This window comes from Streptomyces sp. NPDC030296 (genome assembly GCF_055572815.1).
This window is the reverse complement of sequence record NZ_JBVICQ010000006.1, coordinates 350503-363939: the sequence shown is the minus strand read 5'-3', so window position 1 is coordinate 363939 and position 13437 is coordinate 350503. Positions and strand designations below refer to the sequence as shown.

General features: G+C 71.9%; 13 protein-coding genes. 5 read left to right on the top strand and 8 right to left on the bottom strand.

What is annotated here, in order from left to right:
- Window positions 1-50 precede the first annotated feature (50 nt).
- Complete coding sequence (locus ACZ4Z3_RS19780) at window positions 51-1874, bottom strand: S8 family peptidase (RefSeq protein WP_468502196.1); 1824 nt, start codon at window positions 1872-1874, stop codon at window positions 51-53.
- Between the two features lie 547 nt (window positions 1875-2421).
- Here ACZ4Z3_RS19780 and ACZ4Z3_RS19775 point away from each other — a divergent pair.
- A complete protein-coding gene (locus ACZ4Z3_RS19775) occupies window positions 2422-3474 on the top strand; it encodes a lytic polysaccharide monooxygenase (RefSeq protein ID WP_468502195.1) in 1053 nt (350 codons plus the stop codon).
- A 20-nt stretch (window positions 3475-3494) separates the two neighbouring features.
- Here the strand turns inward: ACZ4Z3_RS19775 and ACZ4Z3_RS19770 are convergent, their stop codons facing one another.
- Window positions 3495-4148, bottom strand: a complete 654-nt coding sequence (locus ACZ4Z3_RS19770) for a Tat pathway signal sequence domain protein (RefSeq protein ID WP_468502194.1) — start codon at window positions 4146-4148, stop codon at window positions 3495-3497.
- Between the two features lie 690 nt (window positions 4149-4838).
- Here ACZ4Z3_RS19770 and ACZ4Z3_RS19765 point away from each other — a divergent pair.
- The gene (locus ACZ4Z3_RS19765; protein WP_468502193.1) at window positions 4839-5501 is read left to right on the top strand and encodes a DUF6230 family protein; all 663 of its coding nucleotides are present in this window, start codon (window positions 4839-4841) and stop codon (window positions 5499-5501) included.
- On the top strand, window positions 5498-5914 hold the full coding sequence (locus ACZ4Z3_RS19760) for a DUF6114 domain-containing protein (protein WP_468502192.1): 417 nt from the start codon (window positions 5498-5500) through the stop codon (window positions 5912-5914). Before ACZ4Z3_RS19765 ends, ACZ4Z3_RS19760 begins: the two co-directional genes overlap by 4 nt.
- A gap of 28 nt (window positions 5915-5942) precedes the next feature.
- Here ACZ4Z3_RS19760 and ACZ4Z3_RS19755 read toward each other — a convergent pair whose 3' ends face one another.
- Window positions 5943-6335, bottom strand: coding sequence for a hypothetical protein (locus ACZ4Z3_RS19755; RefSeq protein ID WP_468502191.1), 393 nt, complete (start codon window positions 6333-6335; stop codon window positions 5943-5945).
- A gap of 199 nt (window positions 6336-6534) precedes the next feature.
- Here ACZ4Z3_RS19755 and ACZ4Z3_RS19750 point away from each other — a divergent pair, with 199 nt between their 5' ends.
- Window positions 6535-7782, top strand: a complete 1248-nt coding sequence (locus tag ACZ4Z3_RS19750; protein ID WP_468502190.1) for a cytochrome P450 family protein — start codon at window positions 6535-6537, stop codon at window positions 7780-7782.
- 233 nt (window positions 7783-8015) lie between these two features.
- On the opposite strand, the gene ACZ4Z3_RS19745 is transcribed toward ACZ4Z3_RS19750, so the two are convergent.
- Genes ACZ4Z3_RS19745 through ACZ4Z3_RS19725 form a run of 5 tightly spaced genes read right to left on the bottom strand, consistent with a single transcriptional unit; the run spans window position 8016 to window position 12057 of the window.
- Entirely contained in the window at window positions 8016-9359 is a 1344-nt protein-coding gene (locus tag ACZ4Z3_RS19745; protein ID WP_468502189.1) for a cytochrome P450, read from the bottom strand.
- Window positions 9356-9958, bottom strand: a complete 603-nt coding sequence (locus tag ACZ4Z3_RS19740) for a GTP-binding protein (protein ID WP_468502188.1) — start codon at window positions 9956-9958, stop codon at window positions 9356-9358. The genes ACZ4Z3_RS19745 and ACZ4Z3_RS19740 overlap by 4 nt, the downstream gene beginning before the upstream one ends.
- The gene (locus ACZ4Z3_RS19735) at window positions 9936-10334 is read right to left on the bottom strand and encodes a DUF742 domain-containing protein (RefSeq protein ID WP_468502187.1); all 399 of its coding nucleotides are present in this window, start codon (window positions 10332-10334) and stop codon (window positions 9936-9938) included. Before ACZ4Z3_RS19735 ends, ACZ4Z3_RS19740 begins: the two co-directional genes overlap by 23 nt.
- Complete coding sequence (locus tag ACZ4Z3_RS19730; RefSeq protein ID WP_468502186.1) at window positions 10331-10744, bottom strand: roadblock/LC7 domain-containing protein; 414 nt, start codon at window positions 10742-10744, stop codon at window positions 10331-10333. Before ACZ4Z3_RS19730 ends, ACZ4Z3_RS19735 begins: the two co-directional genes overlap by 4 nt.
- Window positions 10741-12057 carry an ATP-binding protein gene (locus ACZ4Z3_RS19725; protein ID WP_468502185.1) on the bottom strand — a complete coding sequence of 439 codons (1317 nt, stop codon included), beginning with the start codon at window positions 12055-12057 and terminating at the stop codon, window positions 10741-10743. Before ACZ4Z3_RS19725 ends, ACZ4Z3_RS19730 begins: the two co-directional genes overlap by 4 nt.
- Window positions 12058-12411: 354 nt before the next feature.
- Here ACZ4Z3_RS19725 and ACZ4Z3_RS19720 point away from each other — a divergent pair, with 354 nt between their 5' ends.
- Window positions 12412-13374, top strand: a complete 963-nt coding sequence (locus ACZ4Z3_RS19720) for a helix-turn-helix domain-containing protein (RefSeq protein ID WP_468502184.1) — start codon at window positions 12412-12414, stop codon at window positions 13372-13374.
- The last annotated feature ends 63 nt before the right edge of the window (window positions 13375-13437 follow it).

Below are 13437 nucleotides of genomic sequence, written 5' to 3'. Positions count from 1 at the left end.
CGCATCGCTCGGCCGCCGGCAGTGGGGGGTGGCGGTCAGTGGGGCTGACGTCAGAAGGTCAGCTTCCAGCTGTTCAGCCGGCCGGTGTCCGCGGACGCGACGTCCTGGACACGCAGCTTCCAGGTGCCGTTGGCGACCTCGTTGGACGCGTTCACCGTGTAGGTGGTGTTCACGTTGTCGGCGGAGTCCGAGGAGCTGGAGGCCTTCAGACGGTAGGTCGAACCGTCCGGGGCCACCAGGTCGAGGACCAGGTCACCGCGGTAGGTGTGGGTGATGTCCACACCGACCTGGAGGGTGGCGGGCGCGTTGCCGCTGCGCCCGGTGACGGAGATCGAGGACTCGATCGCCGAGCCGTTGTCCGGAATGGAGACGGCGGTGGTGTTGGTGAAGGTGGTGCCCCCCGTGGAGCCCCCGCCGGAGCCGCCGGACACCGCCTGCACCGTCTTGGCCGCGTCGGCCAGACCCGCGCCGCAGCCGCCGGAGCAGGAGCCGGGCAGAGCGCGGGCGTTGGCCTTGATCGCGGACTCGACCTGGGCCGGGGTCAGCGAGGAGTTCGCCGACTTCAGCAGCGCGGCGAGGCCCGCGATGTGCGGGGTGGCCATGCTGGTGCCCTGGTAGTAGGCGTACGACTCCGAGGTGGGCGTCTTCGTGCCCGCGTTCAGCGTGGACAGGATGCCGTTGGCGGTGCCGGTGCTGGTCTGGCCGCCGGGCGCCGAGATGTCCACGAGGGAGCCGTAGTTGGAGTACGAGGCCTTGGCGCCCGAGCGGTTGGTCGCCGCGACCGAGATGACGTTGTTGCAGTTGCCGGGCGAGTGGTTCGCCACGTTGTCGTTCTCGTTGCCGGCGGCCACGACGACGGTCGTACCGCGGTTCACGGCGGCGGTGATGGCACTCTGGGTCGCCGTGGTGCAGGCGCCGTCGCCACCGAGGCTCATGTTGATGACCTTGGCGACGTTGGTGTTGGCCGGGACGCCGGAGACGGTGCCGCCGGAGGCCCAGGTGATGGCGTCGATGATGTCCGAGTCGTAGCCACCGCACTTGCCGAGGACGCGGATCGGGGAGATCTTCGCGCCGTACGCGATGCCGGCGATGCCCTTGCCGTTGTTGGTGGCGGCGGCGATGGTGCCCGCGACGTGCGTGCCGTGCCACGAGGAGGTGCTGGCGGGAATGCCGGAACCGCACTCGTTGGCGTTGTACCAGTCGCCCGGGTCGGCCGGGTTGCTGTCGCGGCCGTCGCCGTCGACGGAGACCGCGGTGTCGGCGATGAAGTCATAGCCGCCGACGATGTTCGCGGCGAGGTCGGAGTGGGCGACGTAGCCGGTGTCGATGACGGCGACGGTCACACCGGTGCCGGTGGTGACGTCCCAGGCGCCCGGCACGCGCATGCCCGCCGTGGACTCGAAGAGGTCCCACTGCTTGCTGTACTCGGTGTCGTTCGGGTCCGCCTTGGGCTTGTTCAGGCGGTCGGGGACGACATAGGCGACCTGCGGGTCGGACCGGTACTCGGCGATGACGTCGGCGACGTCCGTCCGGGTGAGGTCCTCACCCAGGTCGACGAGGGCGGCGCCCGTGCCGAGGCGGCGCTGGAAGTCGAGGTTCTCGCCGGCTTCCTTGCCCTTGGCCTCGGCGTCGGCGGAGGCGGCCTTGTTCGAGGTGGCCTCGGCCGCACCGGACTTGTAGCCGACGATCAGGCGCTCGGCGACGGTGCCGGGGGCGGCCTCGGTGGCACCGGCGAGGGCCGGGGCGGGGTCGGCCTTGGCGGAGGGGGCCTGGGCGACGGCGACCGAGGTGGTCATTCCGGCCACCAGGGCGACGGAGACCGCGGCGACGGATATGAGCTTCCGTCCGGTGGTGCGTGAGGTGGAGGTACGCAAGGGCTTCGCCTTTCGTGGCCTGCTCATGTCAGGGGAGGAGCGGCAGTGTGTCGCTTCTTCGTCGAAGCGGCGGGGGGTCCAGAAAGGGGGTGTGGCGCGGAGGCCGGCCAGGCGCAAGCTGTTCACCAGGGGTTACCTGTGGTTCAGCTGTGGCAGCACAGTAGGCAAAGCGCTGGTCATGGGGATACGGGGAAAACCCTCGACCCCCCTGAGGAACTCCCCTATCCCGTAGGGCAGTCGGGCTGGATATGCCGCTTCGCCGGGTTTGCCGAGGCGATTTAGGGGGCCCTGCGGATGGCTGGATCCGACCGGTCGAACAGGGTGGGGTCCCGTGGAACGCGGGTCGCCACGGCCGGGCCGGGTTCCGTCGGACGCCGCTCACTCCCGCCGGGCCGGGTTCCGTCGGACGCCGCTCACTCCCGCCGGGCCGGGTTCCGTTGAACGCCGCTCACTCCCGCCGGGCCGGGTTCCGTTGAACGCGGTCTCCCCGGGTCCCGTACGACTCGGTGGACCACTCGCCCCGCACCCCATGGATCGGACGTTCCGGATGTACCGCTTGTCCGCCCACCGCACCGCCGGCCGGCGCACCGACGGCCGCCTCGGCACCGGCCCGCGTGTCGTCGGCCTCCGCACCGCCGGCTCCCCCGCCCTGCGCGCCGCCGGTCTCCGTGGCGCCGTGCTGCTCGTGGCGGCCCCCCTGCTGGTGACGGCGGCGGCCGTCGCCCCCGCGTCCGCGCACGGCGCGCCGACCGATCCGGTGAGCCGGGTGTCGGCCTGCTCGCCCGAGGGCGGCGGACGGGAGAACTCGGCAGCGTGCCGGGCGGCGATCGCCGCGAACGGGGCGCCCTTCACCGCGTGGGACAACCTGCGGATCGCCGGGGTGAACGGCCGGGACCGGCAGGTCGTCCCCGACGGAAAGCTGTGCAGCGGCGGGCTCGCGGCCTACCGGGGGCTGGACCTGGCGCGCGCCGACTGGCCCTCGACGCGCCTCGCCCCCGGTGGCACGCTGAATCTGACGTACCGGTCGACGATTCCGCACACCGGGACGTTCAAGCTGTTCCTGACGAAGCCGGGATACGACCCGAAGAAGCCGCTCACCTGGGCCGACCTGCCCGAGCGGCCGTTCGCCTCGGTCACCGACCCGCCGCTGCGGGACGGCTCGTACCGCTTCTCGGCGAAGCTGCCGACCGACCGCTCCGGCCACCATGTGCTGTACACGATCTGGCAGAACACGAGCACGGTGGACACGTACTACTCCTGCTCGGACGTGGTGTTCCCGGCGGCCGCGAAGGCCGGCCCGGACGCCGGGGGGAAGCGGGCGGAGCGGACGCCGGACGCCTCCGGGGAGTCCGCTCCGAGCAGGAAGCCGAAGGCGGAGAAGCCCTCCCCGACACCGACAGCGACGCCCACCCCCTCCCGCGAGCCGTCCTCGGCGTCCGGGGAGGCCGCGGCCGGTGGCGGGGCGGAGGTCCCCGGCAGCCCCGTGGCCTCCACGACCGACGACAGCGGCACCTCCGTTCCGCTGGTGGCGGGGGGCGCCGCGGCGATGGTGCTCGCCGCGGGCGCCGCCCTCTTCCTCCGCGGACGCAGGCGCCGCTGACGGTGCCGCGCGGGCCGGCGTCAGTTGACGAAGACCGTGGCACCGCCCTGGTCGCCGTCGGTGACGGGCGAGTACTTCGCGGTGAAGTAGCCGGTGCTGAAGCACAGCGAGGAGCCCGAGGTCCGGGTGAACGGCTGGGCGGTGAAGTTGATGCTGTTGTCGTCGTTGCTGGCCGTGCCGCTGATGCTGGGCGCCTGGTACACGCAGTTGATGGTGCCCAGCAGGGTGCGCAGGACGACGGTGGTCTGGATGACCGAGCCGTCCTGCGGGCTGACGGTGACGACACCGTCCGAGGTCACGGTCGTCGTGTAGGGCAGGTTGTTGACCGTGATGCCGTTGACGCCGGTCACACCGAAGACGTTGCTGGTGCAGCCGCCGAAGGTGTGCGCGGTGACGGACTCGGTGGCCGTGCCGGGCGCCGCCGGGTTGTCGGTGACGGTGGCGTTGAAGGCCGACTGGGAACAGGAGATGCCGCTCGTGCCGGTGGCGCTGGAGCGGAACGTGGCGGCCGTGCCGGAGGCGAGGGTGGCGTTGAGGACGTCGCCGACCGCGACGGCGTCACCGGCGAGACCGCCGGTGGTCAGCACGGTGTCGGCGGCGGAGGCGGGGCTGACGGCCGCGACCATCAGGGCGGCGGTGCTTCCGACGAGGGCGAGGAGGGATCGCGTACGCATGGGGAGTGCCTCTTCTCAGGAAGATGAGAACTGCGGGTGGGTGGGCGCGGGTGACACCGTTCGCGCGGGGGAACGCGGCGATGCCGCTCGGCGCCGTTCGGTCGCTGCCGATCCGTGACACGCCTTCTCCGTACGTGACGGATCGACAGCGACGGGTCCGGGAATCGGGCACGGCCCAGTGGAGGGGGAAGGCGACCGTGCCCGGCACCGGCGAGGGGTGATACCGCGTCGGGCCGCGCAGCGCTTTCCATGTGTCACCCGCACCCCGTCGGCGACGGGGGCTCGGGACGGTGACGGGCGCTGCGCGTCGGATCCGGCGCCACGGATCCGTTGGGGGAAACCCGGGAGAGTTGTAGACCTGAGCGAGAGTCAACGTCAAGGCGTCGTAAGGAAGTTGGATGCCAGAAGACGCCACCCGACATGGGGTGCGGAGGATCGGGGAAGGACAAAACCAAAGGTGAGAGATGTTCACCTTTCACAGGTGCGGCACAACCAACATCCTTTTGCCACAAGCACCTTGACCCTTGAATGTAACCACCGGTAACTTCCGGATTGGCTACTGCGGCGTAGCAAGTAAGCCCTTGCACCCTCGGGAGGTGTGCTCAGGCGTGCGCCGCAACCGCTGTCCGCGCCAGGACAACGTGCCGTCGAAGCCCCATCTGCATTGACTTAAAGGTCCAGGGAGCACACATGGCCTCGTCCTCGGACGCCACGGCGTCCACCCACGAAAGACCCGAGGGGTCCGAAGCATCCGGCAGACGCGGGCGGGTCCGCCTCAAGCGCGCCGCCGTGATGGCGGTGCCGGCCACCGCGGTCGCCGCCGGTCTGATGATCCTCACCGCGCAGGGCGCCCTGGGTGTCCAGTTCGCCATCTCCGGCATGCCGTTCGTCGTCACCGCCGACAAGCTCGAAGGTGAGGGCTTCGCCCAGTTCGGCGCGCTGGACCACATGATCGAGAACAGCCCCAACGAGGGCGACACCGGCGGCCAGGTGCTCGTCGTGACCTCGGTCGTCAAGAGCGGCAAGCTGACCAACCTGTGCCAGAGCGTCGACCTCGGCGGCATCCAGCTCGTCCTCACCGCGGGCGACAAGTCCACGCCGGTGAGCGTGAAGAACCTGGCGATCGACTCCGACGACATCAGCGGCGACGCCTCGTTCAACAACATCGAGATCGGCCGCGACTCCAGCACGTTCGACAAGGTCGGACAACAGGGTCCTCCCGGTGTCTACGGCCAGCAGGCCGACTCGGTCACCATCACCGACCTGTACCAGCACAACTACGCCGCCACCGCGGCCGTCTTCAAGCTGCCCGACCTGCACATGCGATTCCAGAGCGAGGGCTGCCCGAAGTGAACGAGTTCCGGGAGTGGAGAGGACGCCGGCCCTTCGCGGGCGGGCTGCTGCTGTTCCTGGGCGGCGCGGAGATCCTGGTGACCATGAAGGCACCGCTCCCCGTCATCCTGAAGATCGGAATGCAGGGTCTGGCGGGTTATCTGCTGCCCTCGCTGATGATCGTGTGCGGGCTGCTGATCGTTTTCAACCCGTCCCAGCGCCTGTTCTACTCCATCCTCGGGATCCTGCTCTCCCTGGGCACCTGGCTCACGTCCAACATCGGCGGGTTCGTCGTCGGCCTGCTGATGGGCGCCGTCGGCAGCACGCTCGCCTTCGGGTGGCTGCCGGACCAGGAACCCCGGCGCACCCGCAAGAACCGCGCCCGCGACCGGGCCGCGAAGCCGCACCAGCGGGAGCAGCCCGCCGAGGCGTAACACGCGCGGTACGACGACCCCGCGCCCCCTACAGGGGCGCGGGGAACTTCGCTGCCGAGGTCAGGGCCGCACTCAGACGGGCCGTGTCGGTCCAGTAGCGGTCGTGGCAGAGCGGCACCCGCCAGTAGAGGCCGGGGCCCGAGGCGCGGCGCAGGGGCGGGATGGCCACATGGCAGCCCGCTCCGAGGACCTGGACGCCCGCCAGCCGCCAGTCGGCCCCGTCGCCGGGCGGCACCAGCCAGTACATGATCCCGCCGAAGACGTCCTCGATGACGGCTCCCGTGGCGTCCCCGAGGGCCGTCAGCGCCGGTACGCCGAGGGCGACCGGCACCCGGACCGCGTTCCACCAGCGCCCGGCGGGCACCGTACGCACCTCGGGGCTGTACGAGCACATCCAGCGCGGGGCCCAGCTGACAGTCATGGCACTCACCGGCTCTTCATGGGGAGGGGTGGCCCGATCCTAGGAGCCGCTCCCGCACCCGACTTGCGGGAACGCGCAGGGAAGTTGCCCGCGTGCGCAGCGCGCCACCCGTGAACTCGCCCCGCGACGCCGCGGAGCCGTAGCGTGACCGGGTTTCCACGGTGCGCCGTGGCAGTGTTCCCGACCGCAGGAGGGCCCGATGGGCAACCCCAGTCCGTTAGTGATCGACTCGTCCGGCCGTGACATCCACGGCGAGGCCGACCGGATCCGCGCGCACGGTCCGGCGACCCGTGTGGTGCTCCCGGGGCCGCCCGCCGTCGAGGCGTGGGCGGTCAGCAGCCCCGAGCTGCTCAAGCGGCTGCTCACCGATCCCCGCGTGTCGAAGGACGCGCGACGCCACTGGCCGCGGTTCGCGGCCGGTGAGATCACCCCGGAGTGGCCGCTGTTCACCTGGGTCGCCGTGCAGAACATGTTCACCGCGTACGGCGGCGACCACAAACGGCTGCGGACCCTGGTCGCCAAGGCGTTCACCGCGCGCCGGACGGCCGCGATGCGGCCCCGCATCGAGAAGATCACCGAGGAACTCCTCGACCACGTCGAGGACGGCCTGCGCGGTGGCGGGAGCGTCGACCTGCGGGAGGAGTTCTGCTACCCCCTGCCGATCCGGGTGATCAGCGAACTGTTCGGGCTGCCCGAGGAACGGGCGCCGGAGCTGCGGGAGCTGGTGGACCGCCTCTTCGACACGGCCGCCGACCCCGGTGAGATGACCGCGGCCTACGAGCGGCTCTACGGCGTCCTCGGCGAACTCGTCGCCGCGAAGCGTGCCACGCCCGGCGACGACCTGACGACCGGGCTGATCGCGGCCCGCGACGAGGACGACGCGCGGCTCAGCGAGCAGGAACTGCTGGACACGCTGGTGCTGATGATCAGCGCCGGCCATGAGACCACGGTGAACCTCCTCGACCAGGCCGTGCACTCCCTGCTCACCCACCCCGAGCAGCTCGCGCATGTCCGTGCGGGCCGGGCGACCTGGGACGACGTGGTGGAGGAGACCCTGCGGTACGAGGCGCCGGTGGCGAGCCTGCCGCTGCGGTACGCGGTGGAGGACCTGGACCTCGCCGCGTTCGGCGGGCCGGAGGGGGTCGTGATCGGCAAGGGCGAGGCGATCCTCGCGGCGTACGCCGCCGCCGGACGCGACCCCGAACGGCACGGGAAGGACGCGGGCGTCTTCGACGTCACCCGCGTCGACAAGGAGCACCTCGCGTTCGGGCACGGGGTGCACTTCTGCGTGGGCGCTCCGCTGGGGCGGATGGAGGCGCGCATCGCGCTGCCGGCGCTGTTCGAGAGGTTCCCCGCGCTGCGGTTGGGGGCGGAGGAGGACGCATTGGGGTACGTGGAGTCGTTCATCTCCAACGGGCATCGGCGGTTGCCTGTACGGGCGGGGTGAGGGCCGGACGCGGTTCGTGGGGGCGGGTGGGGGTGCGTGGGCGACTGCGGGTGAGTGGGGGCTGGCCGCGCAGTTCCCCGCGCCCCTGAAAAGCGACCGGGCTGCGCCCGTGCCTTTCAGCTGGAGGGCGGGCCGCAGGCCCGTCCCTCCAGGGGCGCGGGGAACTGCGCGAGGAACCACAACGGACCCGCAGCCGCCAACGCACCCCGCATCCCCGAGCTGTGAGGCGCCGCCTATTCCCCCCGCCACCAGGACAACAACCGCGCCCACCCGGTCCCACCCGCCGTAGGCGGGCCGGGTGGGCCGGGCGGGGCGGGCGGCACCGGCGGGACGGTGCGCGCGGGGGCTGCCCGCGTCGCCAAAGGGGCCGGCGGGAACGTGACCGGCAGGGCCGTGAGCGCCCGGTGGAACGGACCCGGGCGCCACGCCAACTGATCCGGGCGCACCGCGAGTTCGAGGTCCGGCAAGCGGTCGAGGAGCTTCTCCACCGCGACCGAGGCGATCAGCCGGGCCTCGCTCTGCGCGGGACAGTTGTGCGGGCCGGCGCTCCACGCCAGGTGGGCCCGGTTGCCGGCCCGCCGGTCACCCGTCAGCGCGGGGTCCGTGTTCGCGGCGGCGAGCGAGACCACCACGGGGTCCCCGGCCCGCAGCACCGCGCCCTCGTACACGACGTCCCGGACCGGGTAGTGCACCGCGTAGTTGGCCATCGGGGGGTCCGTCCACAGCACTTCGTCGAGCGCGTCCTCGACGGGCAGGCTGCCGCCGGACAGTTCGCCCGCGAAATGGTCGTCGGAGAGCAGCAGCCGCAGGGCGCCCGCGATCAGGTTCTGCTGCGGCTCGGTTCCGCCGCCCATGAGCACGACGAGGCTGTGCACCATCTCCTCGTCGGTGAGCGCCGCCGGGTGCGCCAGCAGCCAGGAGGTGACATCGGGGCCGGGTGTGCGCCGCTTGAGGTGGACCAGGTCGAACAGGGTGGTGGTGAGCAGTTCGTCGGCCCGCTCGGCGTCCACCCCGTCGAAGATCCCGGACATGCCCTCGACCAGCCTCAGCCCGTGGTCGGCGGGACAGCCGAAGAGGTGGTTGAAGACGAGCAGGGGGACGACCTGCGCGTACTCGCCGAGCAGATCGGCCTTGCCGCTGGGCGCGAACCGGTCGATGAGGGTGTCGGCGCTGCTCTCGACGTAACCGCGCAGGGCGTGCGGCTCCACGCGGGCCAGGCTGTCGGTGATGGCACCCCGCAGCCGCCGGTGCTCCTCACCGTCGGTGAACAGGGCGTTGGGCCGGTACATCATCATCGGGACGACGGGGCTGTCCCTGGGGACGGTGCCGTCGGCGAGGTCGTTCCAGCGGCGCGGGTCCTTGGAGAAGGTCTCGGTGCTGCGCAGCACGTGCAGGGCGGCGTCGTACGAGGTGACGAGGGTCGCCCGGACTCCGGGGGCGAGTTCGACGGGTGCGGTGGGGCCGTGTGCGCGCAGCCGCCGGTAGGCGGCGGCCGGGTCGGCGGCGAAGTCGGGCCCGTAGAGGGGTTCGTGGGCCGGGCAGCCCGGGGGCGGGCCGGACGGCTTCTCGGGGGTCACGCGTGCTCCAGTTCGGCGTCGCGGCTCAGCAGGTACGCGACGAGCGCGATCAGCGCCCGGGTGGAGGAGTCCGGATCGCGGGCGTCGCAGCGGACGAGCGGGGTCTCGGGCAGCAGGTCGAGGGCCTCGCGCACCTCGGCCAGGTCGTGCACGGGGGCGCCGTCGAAGTCGTTGACGGCGACGGCGTACGGCAGGCCCAGGTCCTCCAGGGTGCCCATCACGTCGAAGGAGTGGGACAGCCGGCGGGTGTCGGCGAGGACCAGCGCGCCGAGGGCGCCGCGGGTCATGTCCTCCCAGAGCCGGGTGAAGCGCTGCTGGCCCGGAGTGCCGAACAGGTAGAGGACCAGGGACGGGTTGAGGGTGAGGCGGCCGAAGTCCAGCGCGACCGTGGTGGTGGTCTTGTCGCGGGTCCCGGCGAGGTCGTCGACGAGGGCGCCGGCCTGCGTCAGGACCTCCTCGGTGCGCAGCGGCCGTATCTCGGAGAGCGTGCCGACGAACGTGGTCTTGCCGACCGCGAAGTGTCCGACGACGAGCACCTTGAGCGCGCGCCGCACGGTCGGCCGCAGATACACGTCGTCAGAGGCGGGCGCGAAGCCCATCGAGGACCTCCTGGAGGATGCCGACGTCGAACCGCCGGACGGCCGAGGGGCGTTCCCCCTGCTCGAAGGGGTTGTGGAACCCGGGGGACGGCGTGCGGGTGGCGATGTGGCCGCTGTCCATGAGGTCGGCGACCAGCACCTTGGTGACGCTGACGGGAAGCCCGAGGTGCCCGGCGACCTCGCCCAGGGAGAGCGCGCCGTGCCGGCACAGCTCCATCATCCGGCGCTTCTCCGGGGTCAGCCCGGTCGGCGGCGGGTCGTCGGCGGCGGTCAGCAGGGTGATCAGATCCAGGGTGTTGCGGGTGGGGCGGGCACGGCCGTCGGTGACGACGTACGACCGCACCAGGCGCCCGCCGGGCCGGGGGCGGGGCGTCATGTCCGGCTGCCCGTGGCGGGCCTGGCCGGGGTGGACAGCTCCTTGCCGAGCCGGTCGACGAGTTTGTGCATGCGGTAGGTGACGGCCTCCATGTCCACCTCGACGCCGGTGGAGACGGCGAGGTAGGCGCCCTCGCCGGCCGCGACGAGGAAGACGTAGCCGTGCCCGAACTCGATCAGGGTCTGCCGCCAGGGGCTGGTGGACGGGCCGCAGAACTCGGCGGTGCTGCGGCTGATCGACTGGAGACCGGAGAGGCCCGCGGCGAGGCGTTCGGCGTCGTCGCGGTCGATGCCGGCGGAGTGGGCGCGGAGCATGCCGTCGGCGGAGAGCAGGATCGCGTTCCGTGCCTCGGGCACCTTCAGCACGTCGTCGAGCATCCAGCCCAGCTCGTTGGTCACGGGCTCGCTCATGCGCGGGGGGTCCCTTCGTTGTCGTGGGGGGTGGAGGGCTCGGGGGCGATGATGTCGTCGTCGAGGATGCGCCCGGCGGCCCGGCCGAAGCGGGTGCCGCGGGCGAAGGCCCCCATGATGCGGGCGTTCTCCTCGGGTGACCGGCCGGGCGGCTCCTCGGTGTCGAAGGGCTCCGGCACGGGGGCCACCTGCCGTCGTGGGGTACGGCGGCGGCGTTTGGGGAGGCCGCCCTCGGTGGTGCCCTCGGTGACCGCCGGGCGGGGGGTGTCCTCGGGGGCGGGCGCCGGGCGGGCCGGGGCCTCGGGCGCGGCGGGTTCCAGGTGGGTGAGCAGCGCGGCGGGCAGGAGTGCCACGGCGCGGACGCCGCCGTAGGGGGAGCGGGTGTCCACGGAGACGCTGAACCCGTAGCGCCGGGCGAGCACCCCGATGACGGCGAAGCCGAACCGGGGCGGGTCGCCGAGGCGGGTGACGTCCACGGCCCGGGCTCCGTCGAGCAGCCGGCCGGCGCTCTCGACGGCCTGGGCGTCCATGCCGACGCCGGCGTCGTCGACGATGACGCAGGCGCCGTTGTGCACGGTCTGCACGGTGACCTCGACGGTGGTGTCGGGCTGCGAGTGGCGGGCGGCGTTGTCGAGCAGTTCGGCGAGGGCGAGGACGACGGGTTCCACGGCGCGGCTCTCGACCGCGATGTCGACCTGACCGTTGACCCGGATCCGCCGGTAGTCGCGGATGCGGGAGGTGGCGCCGCGGACGACGTCGATCAGCGGGGCGGTGGCGCGCTGGCGGCCCGGCCAGGATCCGCACAGGACGGCGATGGCCTGGGCACGGCGGCCGAACTGGGCGTTGGTGTGGTCGATCTCCAGCAGGTCGCGCAGGACGTCGGGGTCGTCGTGCCGGTCCTGCATCTCGGCGATGGAGATCTGCTGTTCGTTGGCAAGGGCCTGGAGGGAGCGCATCGACGCCTGGAGGGCGGCCTTGGCGGAGCGGTCGGCGCGGGAGCGGGCGTGGTCGACGGCGACGGAGAAGAGGGCGAGGACCCGCTCCAGATGTTTGCCGTACTCGGTGGCGGCGATCCGGGAGTCGCGCGGTCCGATGCCGGGGACGTCCTGGCCGGGGTGGTCGGCGAGCGCGGGCAGCCGGACCGAGACCAGATGGCGCAGCTCCTCCTCACGCGCCCGGACCTCGCGGACCAGGTCGGCGTTCCGTCTGCGCTGCCGCGCGGTGATCCCGTGCTGGCGCAGCAGCAGCACGGCGGTGGCGAGCAGGGCCGCGGCCAGGCCCCAGGTCACCGCCTGCGGTATCTGATCGGTCATGAAAGTCCACGAGTCCTTACGTCCTCAAGTCCCGGAACATCCTCAGGTCCCGGACGGTGAACGTGGGTTGACGGAGCGCCCGACGTTAGTGATGCGGCCCCGGCGTGTCTTCCCGTGGCGCGCAGGGAAGTTGTCACAGGGCGCATGAGTGGCGCAAGGGGTGTGAAGGGGCCTGTGACCTTCCCTTCCGCATGATCGACCGACCGCACGGCACGGCAATCGCTTGCCGCGCTAGGGTGCCCCCACGGCCGGATCGGACTCCGAATCATCTTTGATCATGCACCAGTTGAAGCTTTCACGGTCAGGAATCGTATGAGACCGCAAGGAAGCCGTCGGGATCGATGAACGGGAGGAGTGGCGTTGCCCGGGGGAAGCTATGCCGTCGACGCGCTGAACACCGAGGAGCTTCAGCCGCGGGAGCGGGCCGACTTCTGGACCGAGCACATCGGCGAGTACCAGTCCCGGATGGGCTTCCGCTACGCCCGCGCGGAGAACTTCCGCGGGCGGACGGTCCGGCAGCGCACGGACACCTACCAACTGGTCAAGTACCGCTCGGACCGGATCGAGTACAGCCGGACCCCGCACCAGGTGCGCCAGGACCCGGACGAGGACTACCGGCTGCTGCTGCCGCTGGGCGGGGAGATCGTGCTGCGGCAGGACGGCGAGGAGGCGCGGCTGACGCCGGGCACCGGGGCGCTGGTCTCCTTCGCGTCGCCTTTCCAGTGTCTGCAGAGCGACGCCGTCGACGCGTTCATCCTCACCGTTCCCGCCCGTGAGGTGAACGGCCGGCTGGGGTGCCGGGCGCCGGTGTCGGCCGGGCTGGACCTGACCCGAGGGCTCGGGCGGATCGTGGGCGGGATGCTGACCGCCCTGCACGAGGAGCGGGAGCAGCTGACCGACCCCGAGTTCGACGCCGTCTCCGACCGGGTTGTGGAGCTGGTGTGCATGCTGGCCGCCGGGGACGACCGCCCCGATGTGCCGGGGCAGTTGGGCGAGGTGGAGGCGATGGTCCGCCGCTATGTGCGCGACCACGTGGCCGACCCGGGGCTCACGGGGACGACGGTGGCGCGTGCCCTCGGCTGGTCGCTGCGGCAGATACAGCTCGCGTTGCAGCAGGCGGGCACCACGCCCCGTGAGCTGATCCGCGAGGAGCGGCTGCGGCTGGTGCGGGACCGGTTGCTGTGCGCGGAGTGCGAGCACCAGTCGATCACGGACCTGGCCTATTCCGCCGGTTTCTCCTCCGCGAGCGCCCTCAGCACGGCCTTCCGGCGGCGTTACGGGGTGAGCCCGAGGGAGATGCGGCAGAGCCCGCGCTGACCGTGCGGCGGTGGGGCGGCCCGGCGAGCGGCCTTCTGAAGGTCCTCGGACCGTGCGGTGACA